Source organism: Aeromonas sp. s4, assembly GCF_040907855.1.
Taxonomy (GTDB): Bacteria; Pseudomonadota; Gammaproteobacteria; order Enterobacterales; family Aeromonadaceae; genus Aeromonas; species Aeromonas caviae.
In genome coordinates this window covers 14,737-30,124 of the sequence record NZ_JBFOCP010000019.1, presented here as the reverse complement: position 1 = coordinate 30,124, position 15,388 = coordinate 14,737, and the positions used below count along the sequence as shown (strand labels likewise).

At 63.3% G+C, this 15,388-nt stretch carries 12 protein-coding genes; 6 read left to right on the top strand and 6 right to left on the bottom strand.

What is annotated here, in order from left to right; all coding sequences use genetic code 11:
• Positions 1 to 60: 60 nt before the first annotated feature.
• Together AB5Y89_RS04425 and AB5Y89_RS04420 are read left to right on the top strand one after the other, a co-directional pair.
• A complete protein-coding gene (locus AB5Y89_RS04425; protein ID WP_368222957.1) occupies positions 61 to 1,287 on the top strand; it encodes an exonuclease SbcCD subunit D C-terminal domain-containing protein in 1,227 nt (408 codons plus the stop codon).
• Positions 1,284 to 5,039: an AAA family ATPase gene (locus AB5Y89_RS04420; RefSeq protein ID WP_268452768.1), complete on the top strand. Its 3,756-nt coding sequence runs from the start codon at positions 1,284 to 1,286 to the stop codon at positions 5,037 to 5,039. The genes AB5Y89_RS04425 and AB5Y89_RS04420 overlap by 4 nt, the downstream gene beginning before the upstream one ends.
• Before the next feature lie 81 nt (positions 5,040 to 5,120).
• On the opposite strand, the gene AB5Y89_RS04415 is transcribed toward AB5Y89_RS04420, so the two are convergent.
• From AB5Y89_RS04415 to cysK, 5 genes are all read right to left on the bottom strand, one after another.
• The gene (locus tag AB5Y89_RS04415; protein WP_042015896.1) at positions 5,121 to 5,666 is read right to left on the bottom strand and encodes a cytochrome b; all 546 of its coding nucleotides are present in this window, start codon (positions 5,664 to 5,666) and stop codon (positions 5,121 to 5,123) included.
• A gap of 254 nt (positions 5,667 to 5,920) precedes the next feature.
• Positions 5,921 to 6,430, bottom strand: a complete 510-nt coding sequence (gene crr, locus AB5Y89_RS04410) for a PTS glucose transporter subunit IIA (protein ID WP_010673569.1) — start codon at positions 6,428 to 6,430, stop codon at positions 5,921 to 5,923.
• A gap of 43 nt (positions 6,431 to 6,473) precedes the next feature.
• Positions 6,474 to 8,201, bottom strand: coding sequence for a phosphoenolpyruvate-protein phosphotransferase PtsI (gene ptsI / locus AB5Y89_RS04405; protein WP_041213301.1), 1,728 nt, complete (start codon positions 8,199 to 8,201; stop codon positions 6,474 to 6,476).
• Positions 8,202 to 8,245: 44 nt separating this feature from the next.
• On the bottom strand, positions 8,246 to 8,503 hold the full coding sequence (locus AB5Y89_RS04400) for an HPr family phosphocarrier protein (protein WP_005303128.1): 258 nt from the start codon (positions 8,501 to 8,503) through the stop codon (positions 8,246 to 8,248).
• Between the two features lie 443 nt (positions 8,504 to 8,946).
• The gene (gene cysK / locus AB5Y89_RS04395; protein WP_010673571.1) at positions 8,947 to 9,915 is read right to left on the bottom strand and encodes a cysteine synthase A; all 969 of its coding nucleotides are present in this window, start codon (positions 9,913 to 9,915) and stop codon (positions 8,947 to 8,949) included.
• Positions 9,916 to 10,078: 163 nt separating this feature from the next.
• Between cysK and AB5Y89_RS04390 the strand changes: the two genes are divergently transcribed.
• Genes AB5Y89_RS04390 through AB5Y89_RS04380 form a run of 3 tightly spaced genes read left to right on the top strand, consistent with a single transcriptional unit; the run spans position 10,079 to position 13,265 of the window.
• Positions 10,079 to 10,921, top strand: coding sequence for an AAA family ATPase (locus AB5Y89_RS04390; RefSeq protein ID WP_368222955.1), 843 nt, complete (start codon positions 10,079 to 10,081; stop codon positions 10,919 to 10,921).
• A 3-nt stretch (positions 10,922 to 10,924) separates the two neighbouring features.
• A complete protein-coding gene (locus AB5Y89_RS04385; RefSeq protein ID WP_368222953.1) occupies positions 10,925 to 12,088 on the top strand; it encodes a VWA domain-containing protein in 1,164 nt (387 codons plus the stop codon).
• Positions 12,089 to 12,143: 55 nt separating this feature from the next.
• A complete protein-coding gene (locus tag AB5Y89_RS04380) occupies positions 12,144 to 13,265 on the top strand; it encodes a beta-ketoacyl-ACP synthase III (protein WP_039039348.1) in 1,122 nt (373 codons plus the stop codon).
• Positions 13,266 to 13,335: 70 nt separating this feature from the next.
• Here the strand turns inward: AB5Y89_RS04380 and tsaA are convergent, their stop codons facing one another.
• Positions 13,336 to 14,040: a tRNA (N6-threonylcarbamoyladenosine(37)-N6)-methyltransferase TrmO gene (gene tsaA / locus AB5Y89_RS04375; RefSeq protein WP_368222951.1), complete on the bottom strand. Its 705-nt coding sequence runs from the start codon at positions 14,038 to 14,040 to the stop codon at positions 13,336 to 13,338.
• Between the two features lie 305 nt (positions 14,041 to 14,345).
• Between tsaA and AB5Y89_RS04370 the strand changes: the two genes are divergently transcribed.
• Positions 14,346 to 15,341 carry an NAD-dependent epimerase/dehydratase family protein gene (locus tag AB5Y89_RS04370; RefSeq protein WP_368222949.1) on the top strand — a complete coding sequence of 332 codons (996 nt, stop codon included), beginning with the start codon at positions 14,346 to 14,348 and terminating at the stop codon, positions 15,339 to 15,341.
• The last annotated feature ends 47 nt before the right edge of the window (positions 15,342 to 15,388 follow it).

Sequence of the window (15,388 nt, the reverse complement as noted above, 5' to 3'; positions counted from 1 at the left end):
CTTGTCTCCATCCCGGGGCGCCTTCGCCCCCGCTCTCTTCTCCTTATCGAGCCGTTTTCCATGAAGATCCTGCACACCGCCGACTGGCACCTCGGTCATCAGCTTCACGGCCACGACCGCCGCTTCGAACACGACGCCTTCCTCGACTGGCTGGCCGACACCATCAAGACCCGCGACATTGACGCCCTGCTGGTGGCGGGCGATCTGTTCGACACCGCCAACCCTCCCGCCAGTGCCTGGCAGCAGCTCTACCGCTTCCTGGCACGGCTGCGGGCCGAGCACCCGGCACTGGAGATGGTGCTCATCGGCGGCAACCACGACTCCCCCTCCAAGCTGGATGCCCCCCACGAGCTGCTACGCGCCTTCGACCTGCATCTGGTGGGCAGCATCAGCCGGGACGACGAGGGACGCCTCGAGACCGAGCGCCTGCTGGTGCCGCTGCGAGGCAAAAACGGCGAGGTGGCCGCCTGGTGCGCCGCCGTGCCGTTTCTGCGCAGCAGTGATCTGCGCCCGGAAGGCCTCAGCGAGGGGCAGGACAGACTCATCGAAGGGGTGCGCCAGGTCTATGAGGCGGTGCTGAGCGAGGGGCGGGCGCGCTGCCATCCGGATCAGGCCCTCATCGCCATGGGGCACGCCTATCTGGCGGCGGGCCAGCTCTCCGAGCTCTCCGAGCGGCGAGTGCTCGGCGGCAACCAGCATGCCCTGCCTGCCGAACTGTTTGCCGCCGCCGACTACACGGCGCTCGGTCACCTGCACCTGGCCCAGAGCCCGGCCGAGGGGGTGCACTATAGCGGCTCGCCGCTGCCGCTCTCGCTGGCCGAGGCGAACTACAACCATCAGGTGCTGGAGGTGACGTTTGAGGGGGGCAAGCTGGCCCGGCTAGAGCGGATCCCGGTGCCCCGCGTGGTGGAGATGATCCGCCTGCCCCAGAGCGGCCTTGACGAGGCGCTCCAGGCCATCGAGGCGCTGGCGCTGCCCGCTTGCCCGCAGCAGGCCCAGCCCTTCCTCGAGGTGCGGCTGCTGCTGCCCAAACCCGAGGCTCGCATCCGCGAGCGCGTACTGGCCGCCATCGGCGACAAGCCGGTGCGCCTGGCCCGCATCACGACCAGTTATCAGGGCTCGGGCCAGGGGCTGGCGGACGGTGCCGGCCAGCGCCGGCTCGATGAGCTCTCCCCCACCGAGGTGTTTCGCCTCTGCTATCAGCGTCAGTTCGACGGGGAGCCGGAGGCCGAGCTGGTGGCGTCGTTTGAAGAGATCCTGGAGCAGGTGAAGGAGTCCAGCCAATGAAAATCTTGTCGCTGTCAGGGGAGAATCTGGCCAGCCTGACCGGTCAATTCACCATCGATTTTGCCGGTGGCGCTCTGGGGGCTGCCGGCCTGTTTGCCATCACCGGCAATACCGGCGCGGGCAAGAGCACCCTGCTCGATGCCATCTGTCTGGCGCTCTACGACGAGATGCCGCGCTTTATCGCCAATCGCAAGAATGTCGCCGAAGTGGGCCGCATGGATGACGAGGAGAAGCTCAAGGCCAACGACGTGCGCGGCATCCTCAGCCGCGGCCACGCCAGCGGTTTTGCCGAGGTGCAGTTTCGCGGCTGTGACGGCCGCATCTGGCTGGCCCGCTGGGCGGTGCGCCGGGCCCGCAACCGCGCCGAGGGGCGCTTTCAGGCCCAGGAGCGCAGCCTGACCGACGTGGCGTCGGGCCAGGTGTTCAGTGGCAGCAAGCGGGAGCTGCAGGATCGCATCGACGAGCTGGTGGGGCTCTCCTGGGAGCAGTTTCGCCGCGCCGTCATCCTGCCGCAGGGGGAGTTTGCCGCCTTCCTAAAATCGAGCGCCGATGAGCGTTCGGCCCTGCTCGAACGGATGACCGGCACCGAGCTCTACTCCGCCATTTCGGTCCAGACCCATGAGCGGGCGCGGGAGGAGCAGCAGAAACTGGCTGCCATCAGCCAGCGGCTCGGTGACGTGGCGCTGATGGACGAGGCGACCCGCGAGCAGTGGGTGAGTCAGCAGATAAGCCTTGCCACCAGCCTCAAGCACGAGCAGCAGCAACAGCAGCTGATGCAGGACTTGCGCGATCTCAACGGCCGCATCGCCGCCCAGTTGCAGGCCTGTCAGGAGGGAGAGGCGGCCCTTGCCGCGGCCGAGGTGGCCCACGCTGCGGCCGCCCCCGAGCGGGAGGAGTTCGCCCGCGCCGAGCAGGCCCAGGTGGCCCGCGCCGATCACGACGAGCTGGCTCGCCTCACCCTGGAGGTGCAGCAGCAGGAGAAGGCGCTGGCCGAGCTTGGTCCCGAACTTGGCAAGCTGGAGGAGCAGACCCAGCAGAGCGCCCTCACCGAACAGCAACTGCTGGCGGAGAAGATCGCCGCCGAGCGCGAGTGGGGCGCCCTGCAGCCCGAACTCAAACGGGCGCAGGAGCTCGATACCCGGATTCGGGAAAAGCAGCAGCAACTGCAGAAGATCCAGCAGGAGGGGGCGCAGGAGCGGGAGGTGCAGCTCACCCTGGAGCAGGGCTGGCGCCAGCAGAGTCAGCAGGTGGAGCAGCTCAAGCGCCAGCACCAGCAGTGGGGTGCCTGGCTCGAGGAGCACAAGGAGCTGGCGCCGGTCGCCCGCCAATGGCAGCCCCTGCTCACCGCCATGCAAGATTGGGCCGAGGATGCCGACAGGCTGCAGCAGCTCCTTACCCTGCGCGAACACAAGCTGCGCGCCCTCAGGCAGTTGCAGCACCAGCTGGAGCAGGGGCAGCAGGAGCGCGACTACTGGCTGCGCGAGCAGGAGCGGCTGCAGCAGCAACAGCACGAGCTGCAGGAGCAGCAGTGGGAGGGGCGCCTGGCCAAGGCGCAGGAGCAGTGGCAGCAGCAGACCGAACAACTGGGCCAGCTGCGCCAGCTGCTGGAGCTGGCGGACTATGGCCGCAATCACGGCGAGCAGCATGGTCGCCTGCAGCAGGAGATCGCCCAGCTGGAGCAGGCGCTCGGCAAGCTGGCCATCCTCGGCGACGAGCTGGCGCCGGCCCGTGAGCGGCTTGCCCTGCAGCGGGACGAGGCGCGCCACGCGCTGGAGCAGTCCCGCGCCATCGCCAGTTTCGAGCAGCATCGCCACATCCTGCGCGACGGTGAACCTTGCCCGCTCTGCGGCGCCGAGGAGCACCCCTATCACCAGAGCCAGCCGCAGGTGGCCGGTATTCTCGGCCAGCTGGCGGAGCGCGTCCGCAGCCTCGAGCTCGAGTGGGAGCGGCTCAATCACCAATACATTCAGTGCGAGAGTGAACGCCAGGAGCTGGCCCGCCAGCTGGCGGTGCGTCAGCAACATCTACCTGAGCTGGAGACGCGCGCCGAGCAGCTGACCCAGCGCTGGCAGCAGCTCGGCGGTGCCGAGCTGCTGGGCCATCCGTTGCCGCTACGTCAGAGCCCGATCGAGTGGAACGAATTGATGAGTACCCTGCTCGGTCGCGGCCAGAGTCTGGAGCAGGGGCTGGTCCGCAGCCAGCAGCAACTGCGCGAGGCCCAGCAGGGGCAGCAGCAGTTGCAGGCCGTGCGCCAGCAGCTGAGTCAGCTGGCCAGCCAGCACCAGCAGTTCGAGCAGCAGTGGCAGGAGGCCGACCGCCAGCGCATCGCCCTGGAAGGGGAGGTGAAGGGGATGGGCGAGCAGGAAACGACCCTGCGCCAGCGCCTTGAGCAGGGGGGCAGCCGGCTCGACGAGCAGATGGGAGGCCAGCCCTGGCGTCAGTGGCTGGGCAGCCAGCAGTGGCATGAGTGGCAGCGGGCCTGCGAGGCCTGGCTGCACGGCCAGAGCGAGTGGGAGCGGCTGACCGGCGAGATTGCCAGCCTCACCCCGGCCCTGAGCGCCCAGGAGGCACGCCTGCAGACCCAGCGCGAGCTGCTGCACAAGCTCGAGCGCGACTACAAGGAGCACGAACAGCAACGGCAGGGGCTGGTTACCAGCCGTGCCACCTGTCTGGGGGGCGAGGAGATTGCCTTGGTCGAGAGCCGCTGGCAGCAGCGGCTGCAGCAGCTGGCGAGCGAGCTGGAGACGATGCAGGGGGCGGCCCGCGCCCTGCGCGAGCGCCAGACCGAGCTCAAGACCCGTCTCAGCCATCTGGAGCAGGAGAAGCAGGTGAGCAGCCGTCGGCGGCGGGAGGTGCTGGGGCGCTGGGCTGCCCACGCCAGCAGTCTTGGTATCGCCGAATATGACCTGCGCCGCCTGCTGGCCATGAGCCCGGATGAGCTCAAGACGCGCCGCGCCGCCTTGCAGGCGCTGGAGGATGCCCGCGCCGAGGCGCGTACCCGCTTGACCGAGCGGCAGCGGGCGCTGGCGCTGGAGGAGAGCAAGCGGGATCGTTACCGCGAGCATCACCCGGAGCTGGCCGCGTTGGCGCCGCAGGAGCTCGACAGCCGGCTGACGGCGCTGGAGGCGCACTGCCGCGCCCTCGACGAGCAGCTGTTCCAGTGCAAGAGCGCGCTGGCACAGGCGGAGGCGGCGGCCCTCAAGGCGGGCACCCTGCAGGAGGAGCTGGCCGCCCAGCAGGCGGTGGCGGATCACTGGCAGCGCCTCTCCGACCTTATCGGCTCGGCCAGCGGCGCCAAGCTGCGTACCTTCGCCCAGAGCCTCACCCTGGAGCGGCTGCTGCTGGAAGCCAACGCCCAGCTCGCCGAGCTCTCCCCCCGTTATCGACTGGAGCGGGTGCCCGGCACCGATCTGGCGCTGCAGGTGGTGGATCTCGACATGGGGGACGAGGTGCGCTCGGTGGATTCCCTCTCCGGCGGTGAGAGTTTCCTGGTGTCGCTGGCGCTGGCGCTGGCCCTCTCCAGCCTGTCATCGCGTCAGACCCAGGTCGAATCGCTCTTTATCGACGAGGGCTTCGGTACCCTGGATCCCGACAGCCTGGATCTGGCGCTCTCAAGCCTCGATTCCCTGCAGGCGGCTGGCCGTCAGATCGGGGTCATCTCCCACGTGCAGACCCTGGTGGAGCGGATCGGCGTGCAGGTGCGGGTGGAGGCCCTCGGCGGCGGCGAAAGCCGGGTAGTGTTGCCCGGCTGACGACGTGTCGCCCATGACCCTCCATGAACAAAAAGGCCTCTGTCACAGGGGCCTTTTTGTTGGTGTGCAACCCGTCGCTGGTTATTTGCGCTCGGGCAGCATATTGGTCAGGGTGTTGTCCTTGAGCACATGGTGGTGGTAGATGGCTGCCGCCGCGTGCAGGGCAATCAGGGCATAGCCAATGTTGGCCAGCGTCTCGTGCAACTCCTTGATGGTGCCCTTCAGGCCGTCGTCGGGGGCGATGAGGGCGGGGAGCGCCAGGCCGAAGAAGGGGATGGGCTTGCCGCCCGCACTCAGCAGCAGCCAGCCCAGCAGCGGGGTGAGGATCAGGAAGCCATAAAGCGCCAGGTGGGCGAGCTTGGCCAGTGTGAGCATCAGGGGAGAGAGCTCGGGCACGATACGCGGTGAGGGGCTACCCACGCGCACCAGCAGGCGCACGACCACCAGCGCCAGGATCAGCAGACCCACCATGAAGTGAAACTCCTTCATCAGGTCGCGGCCGGCCGACCCTTTGGGGAAGATGTCCCTGAACTCCATCAGCGCATAGACGGCGATCATCAGCAGCAGGGTCAACCAGTGCAGCCCTATGCTCAGGCTGCCATAACGTTGTTCGGTATTTCTCAGCATCGTTGTCTCCTCGCCACTTAAGCGGCTTATCTCTTTTCATCCCGTCTCATATCGAGCCAAAGGACCCGCAGGTATCCCTCTTGAGGGTACTCGGCTTGCTTATGCCCGTGTTGATCTCGATAACATTTCTGCCTGTTTGCCGTCATGCTGACCTGTGCGGGAGCCCATGGAGTATCGGGAGATGGAAGGGGCAAAAAAAAACCGAAGCACCAGGCTTCGGTTTTTGGCGGTCGCTGGCGTCAAGCCAGGGCGCATTATTTCTTGATGCGGATCACCGGGGTCTCGCCCACGGTCACGGCGCCAGTCATCTTCACCAGCTCTTTGATCTCGTCCATGTTGGAGATGACCACAGGTGTCAGGGTAGACTTGGCTTTGGCTTCCAGAACGGCCAGATCGAACTCGATGATGGTGTCACCGCGCTTGACCTGTTGACCTTCCTGAGCGATACGGGTGAAACCTTCACCCTTCAGCTCGACGGTGTCGATACCGAAGTGAACGAACAGCTCGATACCAGAGTCGGACTCCAGAGAGAACGCGTGGTTGGTCTCGAAGATTTTGCCGATGGTGCCGTCGCACGGAGCAACCATCTTGTTGCCAGCCGGTTTGATGGCGATGCCGTCGCCGACGATCTTCTCGGCGAAGACGACGTCAGGCACATCTTCGATGGGGACGATTTCGCCGGACAGCGGAGCAAAGATTTCGATGCCGCCAGTGTCAGAACTGTCGTCGGAAACCAGTTTCTTCAGTTTGTCGAACAGACCCATAGTAAAAGCTCCTAGAGATGATTGTCGCTGTTTGCAGCCGATCTTAGCAGACTGCCTTCTGCTTAATAAAGTTATCTACGCACGCTTCGATTTCGGCGGCGGTGGCAAAGCTCAGCGCCTGGTCGGCCATGGCCTTCACATCTTCGAAGTTGGTGTTGCGGATAAGCTTCTTGATACGCGGTACAGAGATGGCGCTCATGGAGAACTCATCCAGACCCATACCCAGCAGCAGCAGGGTGGCGCGTTCGTCACCAGCCAGTTCACCGCACATACCGGTCCACTTGCCATTGTCATGGGAAGCGTCGATCACCATCTTGATCAGGGTCAGGACGGAGGGTGACAGCGGGTTGTACATGGCGGAAATCATCTCGTTACCACGGTCGACAGCCAGGGTGTACTGGGTCAGGTCGTTGGTACCGATACTGAAGAAATCCACTTCCTTGGCCAGATGATGAGCCATCACGGCCGCGGCCGGGGTCTCGATCATGATACCCACTTCGATGGATTCATCAAAGGCTTTGCCTTCGGCACGCAGTTCGGCTTTCAGCGTCTCCACGGTAGCCTTCAGGCTGCGGAACTCTTCGACGGAGATGATCATCGGGAACATGATGCGCAGTTTGCCGAAGGCAGACGCACGCAGGATGGCCCGCAGCTGGGCGTGCATGATGTCGGTGCGATCGAAGAAGATACGCACGGCACGCCAGCCCAGGAAGGGATTCATCTCTTTCGGGAAATTCATGTAGGGCAGTTCTTTGTCGCCGCCGATGTCCATGGTACGGACGATGATCGGTTGATCCGGCATGGCTTCGGCCACTTCTTTGTAAGCCTTGAACTGCTCGTCTTCGGTCGGCAGCGCGTCACGGTCCATGAACAGGAACTCGGTACGGTACAGACCCACGCCTTCGGCGCCGTTGCGGATGGCACCTTCGGTGTCCTTGACGGTCCCGATGTTGGCGCACACTTCGACCTGGTGGCCATCCAGGGTGATGGCAGGCAGGTCTTTGAGCTTGGCCAGCTCGTCCTTCTCGGCCTGGAACTGGGCCTGGAACTTCTTGGCTTCGTTCAACTGGTCGGCGGTCGGGTTGATGATGACCTGGTTGTTGATCGCATCCAGCACCAGCATGTCACCGTTCTTGACGCGCTCGGTGATGTCGTTGGTGCCCACGACGGCCGGCAGCTCCAGGGAGCGGGCCATGATGGAGGTGTGGGAGGTACGGCCACCGATGTCGGTGACGAAGCCCAGTACGTATTTCAGGTTGATCTGAGCGGTTTCAGAGGGGGTCAGGTCTTTGGCGACCAGGATGACCTCTTCGTCGATGGTGCTCAGGTTGACAACGGCGATGCCCAGTACGTTCTTGACCAGACGGGTTCCGATGTCACGGAAGTCGGTGGCGCGCTCACGCAGATAGGGGTCATCCAGATCGGCCATCATCTTGGCGTACTGTTCGATCACCTCGTGAACGGCTCTGTCGGCAGAGGCCTTGTGTTCTTTGATGAAGGATCTGATATCCCCTTCCAGCTCTTCATCTTCGAGCAGCATGATGTGGCCTTCGAAGATGGCCTCTTTTTCTTCACCGAAGGTGCGACCGGCCATCTCTTTGATGGCTTCCAGCTGTGCGGCTGACTTGGTGCGGGCTTCGAGGAAGCGGTTGATCTCGGCATCAATCTGTTCGGCGGGAATCTTGCCCTGATTGATAACGATTTCATCTTCTTTCAGAAGAAGCGCCTTGCCGAATGCGATACCGGGGGACGCAAGAATGCCAGATATCATAATCCTTCCTATTAAAACGACTGTGGGGGAGGAATAAAGCTGGATTACTCCAGCTCGTCCATCAGGGCAACCAGCTTCTCAACGGCTTTCTGAGCGTCCGGGCCGTCAGCCTGGATGGTCACGTTGGTGCCTTTGGTCAGACCCAGGGTCTGGAGCTTGAACAGGCTCTTGGCGCTGGCGGATTTGCCACCGGAGACCACAGTGATCTCGCTTTGGAATTCTTTGGCTTCTTTCACGAACTGAGCTGCAGGACGGGTGTGCAGGCCGTTTTCAGCAGTAATAACAACAGACTTCTCGTACATGGTTTCACCCCATATTATTGATATTGTTTGGAGAGATGGTCGCCAATGAGGCTTCCTGTCTCACCGTGTCAGTATGGATATGTTGTAAAGTAACGAAATCAGACCTGCAATGGTTTAATCCAGGTCAATTTTCTGTGCAGTATTCGGCGTCGTGGCCAGGTATTTTTTCGCTATCAGGCTGCAAACCGCGTCAGGACTGGCCTGAAATTATTTTATAACGAAAAATAACACTTTGTTACCTTGTGATACCTTGCCAGCAAACACCTCGTGACGCCGCACAGGATATGAGATTTATCACAGAATGTCTGCTTTTTTTGTCATATCCAATTTTGTTATTTTACCCCAAAAAATAAGGGGCCGAGTGGCACTGGTGGCTAGAGAGTTTAGCGCATAATGAAAACGGCGCTCCGAGGAGCGCCGTCGTTTTGGTGTTGGCTGATCAACTACTGCTGCAATTCCTGCTCGCTGAACACACCGGCGAAGAGGGCGCTGGAGAGGTAACGCTCGGCGGCGCTCGGCAGGATGACGACAATCGTTTTCCCTTCGAACTCCGGCTGCTCGGCCAGACGGTTGGCAGCGACCACGGCAGCGCCGGAGCTGATACCGGCCAGGATCCCTTCCTCTTCCATCAGGCGGCGGGCCATCTCGATGGCTTCGTCACTGCTCACCTGCTCGACGCGGTCCAGCAGGCTCAAATCCAGGTTGCCCGGGATGAAGCCGGCGCCGATGCCCTGGATCTTGTGGGGACCGGGCTTTATCTCTTCACCCGCCAGTTTCTGGCTGATGACGGGAGATTCGCTGGGCTCGACCGCCACGGAGACGATGGCCTTGCCCTTGGTCTTCTTGATGTAGCGGGAGACCCCGGTGATGGTGCCGCCGGTGCCGACGCCCGCCACGAACACATCCACCTCGCCATCGGTGGCGTCCCAGATCTCGGGGCCAGTGGTCTGCTCGTGGATTTCCGGGTTGGCCGGGTTTTCAAACTGTTGCAGCAGCACGTACTTGCCCGGCTCGGATTCGAGGATCTCGTTGGCCTTGGCGATGGCGCCCTTCATGCCGAGGGGACCTTCGGTCAGTACCAGGTTGGCACCCAGGGCCTTGAGCAGTTTGCGGCGCTCGAGGCTCATGGTGGCCGGCATGGTCAGGGTGATGGGATAGCCGCGGGCCGCAGCCACGAATGCCAGGGCAATGCCCGTGTTGCCGCTGGTGGGCTCGATGATCTCCTTGCCCTTGGTCAGCACGCCGCGTTTCTCGGCATCCCAGATGAGGTTGGCACCGATCCGGCACTTGACGCTGAAGCTCGGGTTGCGGCTCTCGATCTTGGCCAGCACGCGGCCCTTGGTAACACGGTTGAGACGAACAAGCGGGGTGTTGCCTATGGTCTGGCTGTTGTCCTCAAAAATTTTGCTCATGGTGCTATCCCTGTGTTTGTTAAGGCGATGAAACAAGATTACCCTGTGGTTTCTGAATGAGAAGTGACGAATCGTTATAACAATATGTTATTACAACATATAGAACTTATTCTCTCTTGCCGAGGGGGCTCCCGCTGCCTGGGCATCCAATGGAAGGGATCTCATGGGATTTGCAGGAAGCGACCGCTATCTCGCATCACAGGCACTGAAGATGGCCGTCGATGCCGCCATCGTGCTGGAGAAGCCGCTGCTCATCAAGGGGGAACCCGGTACGGGCAAGACAGTGCTGGCGGAGGCGGTGGCCGAATCCCTGGGCGCCGAGCTCATCAGCTGGCACATCAAGTCCACCACCAAGGCCCAGCAGGGGCTCTACGAATATGATGCCGTCGCCCGGCTGCGAGACTCCCAGCTTGGCGACCCCAGGGTAGGGGAGATAGGCCACTACATCCGCCGGGGGAAGCTGTGGCAGGCCTTCAGCGCAGAGCAGCGGCCAGTGCTGCTCATCGATGAAATCGACAAGGCGGACATCGAGTTTCCCAACGATCTGCTGCTGGAGCTGGATCGGATGGAGTTCGATGTCTACGAGACCGGCGAGCGAGTCAAGGCCCGCCAGCGGCCGGTGGTCATCATCACCTCCAACAACGAGAAGGAGTTGCCGGATGCCTTCCTGCGCCGCTGCTTCTTCCACTACATTCGCTTCCCCGACAAGGCCGAGATGCAGGCCATCGTCAAGCTCCACTACCCCGACCTCAAGGAGAGCCTGCTCGGTGAGGCGATGACGCTCTTCTTTGAGCTGCGCGAGGTAGAGGGGCTGCGCAAAAAGCCGTCCACCTCGGAGCTGCTGGACTGGATCCGGCTGTTGTTGGCCGACGACATCGCCCCCGAAGCCCTGCGCACCCGCGAGCCGGGCAAACTGGTGCCTGCCCTCTACGGCGCCCTGCTCAAGACCGAGCAGGACCTGCATCTGTTTGAGAAGCTCGCTTTTCTGGTCAGACGCGGCAGCTGACCCATGCTGATCGACTTTTTTACCCATCTGCGCCGCCACAAGCTTCCTTGCAGCCTGCGGGAGCTGCTCGACCTGCACGGGGCGCTGGCGGCCAGACTGGCCAGCCTCGACATGGACGAGTTCTACCAGCTATCCCGCTGCCTGCTGGTGAAGGATGAGGCGCACTACGATCGCTTCGATCGCGCCTTCGCCGAGTATTACGAAGGGTTGCCCGCCATCCCCCTGTTGCCGGAGAGCCTGCCTGACGACTGGCTGCGCCAGGAGTTCGAGCGGCTATTGAGCGCCGAGGAGAAGGCGTTGCTCCAATCCCTTGGCGGGCTGGACAAGCTGCTGGCGACCCTCAACCAGCGCTTGAACGAGCAGAAGGAGCGTCACGCCGGCGGCAACAAGTGGGTCGGCACCGGGGGCAGCAGCCCGTTCGGTCACGGCGGCTATCACCCGGAAGGGATCCGCATGGGGGGAGAGGGTCAGCACGGGCGGGCGACCAAGGTGTGGGAAGCGCGCCACTTTCGCAACTTCAGTGACGACTCGCCCCTGGGGCAGCGCGCCATCCAGCTCGCCCTGCGCAAGCTCAGACGCTGGGTGCGCCGGGGCAATCCCGACGAGCTGGATCTCGACGACACCATCCAAAGCTCGGCCAGGCAAGGCTGGCTCGATGTGAAGCTGCGGCCCGAGCGCCACAACGGGGTCAAACTGCTGGTCTTCTTCGATGTGGGGGGCTCCATGGATGCCCATGTGGCCGAGGTGCAGCGCCTCTTTTCGGCCCTGCGCCACGAGTTCAAGCACCTGGTGTTCTTCTATTTTCACAACTGCCTCTACGACTTCGTCTGGCAGGACAATGCCAGGCGCCTTGATGATCGGTTCGATACCCTGCGGCTGCTGCGCACCTACGGCAGCGACTACAGGGTGATGGTGGTGGGGGATGCGAAGATGGGCCCCTATGAAATCACCTGGCCAGGTGGCAGCGTAGAGTACTGGAACGAGGAGCCCGGCCAGGTGTGGCTCGGGCGCCTGCAACAACATTTCCCCAAGATGGTGTGGGTCAATCCGCTGCCAAGGCAGGAGTGGCTGTGGCACCCCTCCATCAAGTTGATGAACGAATTGATCGGCGGGCGGATGCACCCGCTGACCCTGGCGGGTCTGGCTGCGGCTATCGACCAGCTGTGACCCTCTGAACCCTAAAAAACAGACAAGCCGGGATTGCACCCGGCCAGGAGCAAAGATGACCTCTATCGTAATCAGTGGCTCAGGCCTCTATACCCCTCCCTTTGCCGTCAGCAATGAAGCGCTGGTGGCGGCCTTCAACCAGTACGTGGATCTCTACAACGAGGAGAACGCCTCCGCCATCGATGCAGGGCAGCTGCCTGCCAAGCAGCACTCGAGCTGCGAGTTCATCGAGAAGGCCTCCGGCATCAAGAGCCGCTATCTGGTGAGCAGCGAGGGGGTGCTTGATCCCGACATCATGCAGCCGCTCATGGCGGAGCGCCCGGACGATCAGCCCTCCATCATGGTGGAGATGGCGGTGGCGGCCGCCGAGCAGGCGCTGATTGCCGCCGGTCGTGAACCGGGGGAGATCGATCTTGTCATCGTCGCTGCCTCCAACATGCCGCGCCCCTACCCGGCGCTGGCCATCGAATTGCAGCACTATCTCGGCGCGAGCGGCCTGGCATTCGACATGAACGTGGCCTGCTCTTCCGCCACCTTCGGGATCAAGACCGCCGCAGACATGCTGGCGGCAGGCACCGCCCGGCTGGCGCTGGTGGTCAATCCGGAGATCTGCTCGGGTCACCTCAACTTCCGCGATCGGGACAGTCACTTCATCTTCGGCGACGCCTGTACCGCCGTGCTGCTGGAGCGGGAGGCCGATTGCCAGGTGGCCAACCCCTGGCAACTGGTGGCCAGCAAGCTGGTGACCCAGTACTCCAACAACATCCGCAACAACTTCGGCTTCCTGAACCGGCTCAGCCCGCGCACCCGCTACGGCGACGACAAGCTGTTCCGCCAGCAGGGGCGCAAGGTGTTCAAGGAGGTGCTGCCCCTGGTGTGCGATCAGATAGCCTCCCAGCTGGCGGAGCAGGGATGGGCGGCCGATGGCTTGAGCCGGCTCTGGCTCCATCAGGCCAACCTCACCATGAACCAGTTCATCGGCCGCAAGTTGCTGGGCCATGACGCCAGCCAGCAGGAGGCGCCTGTCATCCTCGACCGCTACGGCAACACCAGCTCGGCGGGTTCCATCATCGCCTTCCACCTCTTCAACCAGGATCTGCCGAGCGGGGCTCGCGGGGTGCTCTGCTCCTTTGGTGCCGGTTACTCCATCGGCAGCCTGCTGTTGCAGCGGCGCTGAGCACCCTGTTTTGCCCATAAAAAAGCCACCCGGGAGGGTGGCTTTTTTCATGCTGCCCGAGAGGCTTTTTTCAAGCGGGTTCGATGGCCAGTACCTGACATTGCGGCTCTTTTATCTGAAATCGCACGTTCACATCGAACAATCTGACACCGTACACCTTGTCATCCGGCTTGCCCTTCTTGTAAGCAGGGCGGGGATCCTGAGCCAGCACCTCCCTCACCAGTTCACGCAGCTCCGGGTGGGCCTTGAGCCAGGGGGCGAGCTGCTGCTCGGCCTGGGCGCTGAAGCTCACCGCCAGCGGCGGGGTGGGGGCATCGGGGGCGAAACCGCCACGGGCGTGGGGCAGGCTGTCGGCATAGGGGACATAGGGCTTGATGTCGACGACGGGGGTGCCGTCGAGCAAGTCCACGGCGCCCAGCTCGAGCCAGAGCTTGCCGCGCTCACGTCCCACCCCGTGCAGCTCGACCACGGAGAGGCCAAGGGGGTTGGGGCGGAAGGTGGAGCGGGTGGCAAAGACCCCGACCCGCTGGTTGCCGCCGAGGCGCGGCGGGCGCACCGTCGGGTGCCAGCCCTGATCCATGGTCTGGTGAAACACGAAGCTGATCCAGAGATGGGAAAATTGCTCGATGCCGCGCAGCGCATCGGGCTGATCATAGGGAGGAAGCAGTTCGAGGCGAGCGCGAGCCGCGCTGACTAGGCCGGGCTGGCGGGGTATGGCGAACTTCTCCTTGTAGGGAGAGCGGATGATCCCTAGGGTATCGATATCGAACTTCATGGCGGATCCTGGCTGAAAACCCGGGCAATGTAGCACAGGCACGCCGAAAACGCAGGGGGAGTACCAGGACGCAGCCCCTGTGATCCCGATCGCAGACCCGGAGCCCGGGGGCTGTGTCCTGGTGCCAACTTGCGTAGGGTGGGGCGGCAAAAGGGGTGGCGGGGGAGCGGACAAGGAATCTGCTGCCCGCACCATGACGATATGCCTGGCGGCATCAGGGCGTGTGCTCACCATGCCAGGCCATGGCCGTTTCGGCTGCCCGTGGAGGGGCTGCAAGGAGAGGGCGCCATAGAGGAGAGACAGGGATGAAATTGTTGATTGTCGGCGGCACCGGCTTTCTGGGTCGCCACCTGACCACGCTGGCCCTGGATTGGGGGCACGAGGTGACGCTGTTCAATCGCGGCCACCGCCAGCACCCGGATTGGCGGGAGCTGACCCAGCTTCACGGGGACAGAGACGGGGACCTGGCCCCCTTGCGGGGCGAAGGGCGGCACTGGGATCTGGTCATCGACACCTGCTGCTATCGCCCCGAACAGGCCGAAGGGCTCTCTGACGCCCTGCTGGGGCGCTGCGATCGGCTCATCTTCATCTCCACCATCAGTGTCTATTGCGATTTTTCCCAACCCGGCATGGATGAGTCGGCCCCCCTGCACGAGATGGCAGGAGCGCCCACCGACTACGGCCCCCTCAAGGTGCTGTGCGAGTCGGTGTATCGCGCCCGCTGGGGAGATCGCCTGTGCACCCTGCGCCCCGGCGTGCTCTGCGGCCCCTTTGACCCGACAGCTCGTCTTGCCTGGTGGGTGAGGCGGGTGCAGCGGGGCGGGCCCTGGCTCTTGCCGGGGCTGGGGGAGGACAGGCTGCAATACCTGGATGTGCGCGACTGCGCCGAGTTCGTGCTGCGGGCTGCCGAGCAGCGACTCGCTGGGTGCTTCAACCTGATCAAGCCCGGCATTGCACTGAACGACTGGGTGGAGCGCCTCGCTGCCCGGCTGACGCCAGTGACCCCCTTGCAGCTCGAGTGGGCTCCCTGGCGTGACCTGATGGCGGCAGGGGTGGCGCCCTGGCAAAGCTATCCCACGCTGCTGCCAAACGAGCTGCCCGAGTATGCAGGGTATGGCACCATCAGCGCCGAGGCCGCCATCGTCCATGGGCTGAACTTTCGCCCCCTGGAGGAGACGGTTGACGATCTGGTGGTATGGCTTGCCAGCAACCCCCGGGGGCCGCTGCCGGGCATGACCCCTGATGAGGAACAGGCCTTGCGACGACGAGTGGAGGTTTCCTTGTCATCGAATGCGTACTAGCCGGCATCATAAAGAAGAGGGCACCCCGGGGTGCCCTCTTCTCATGT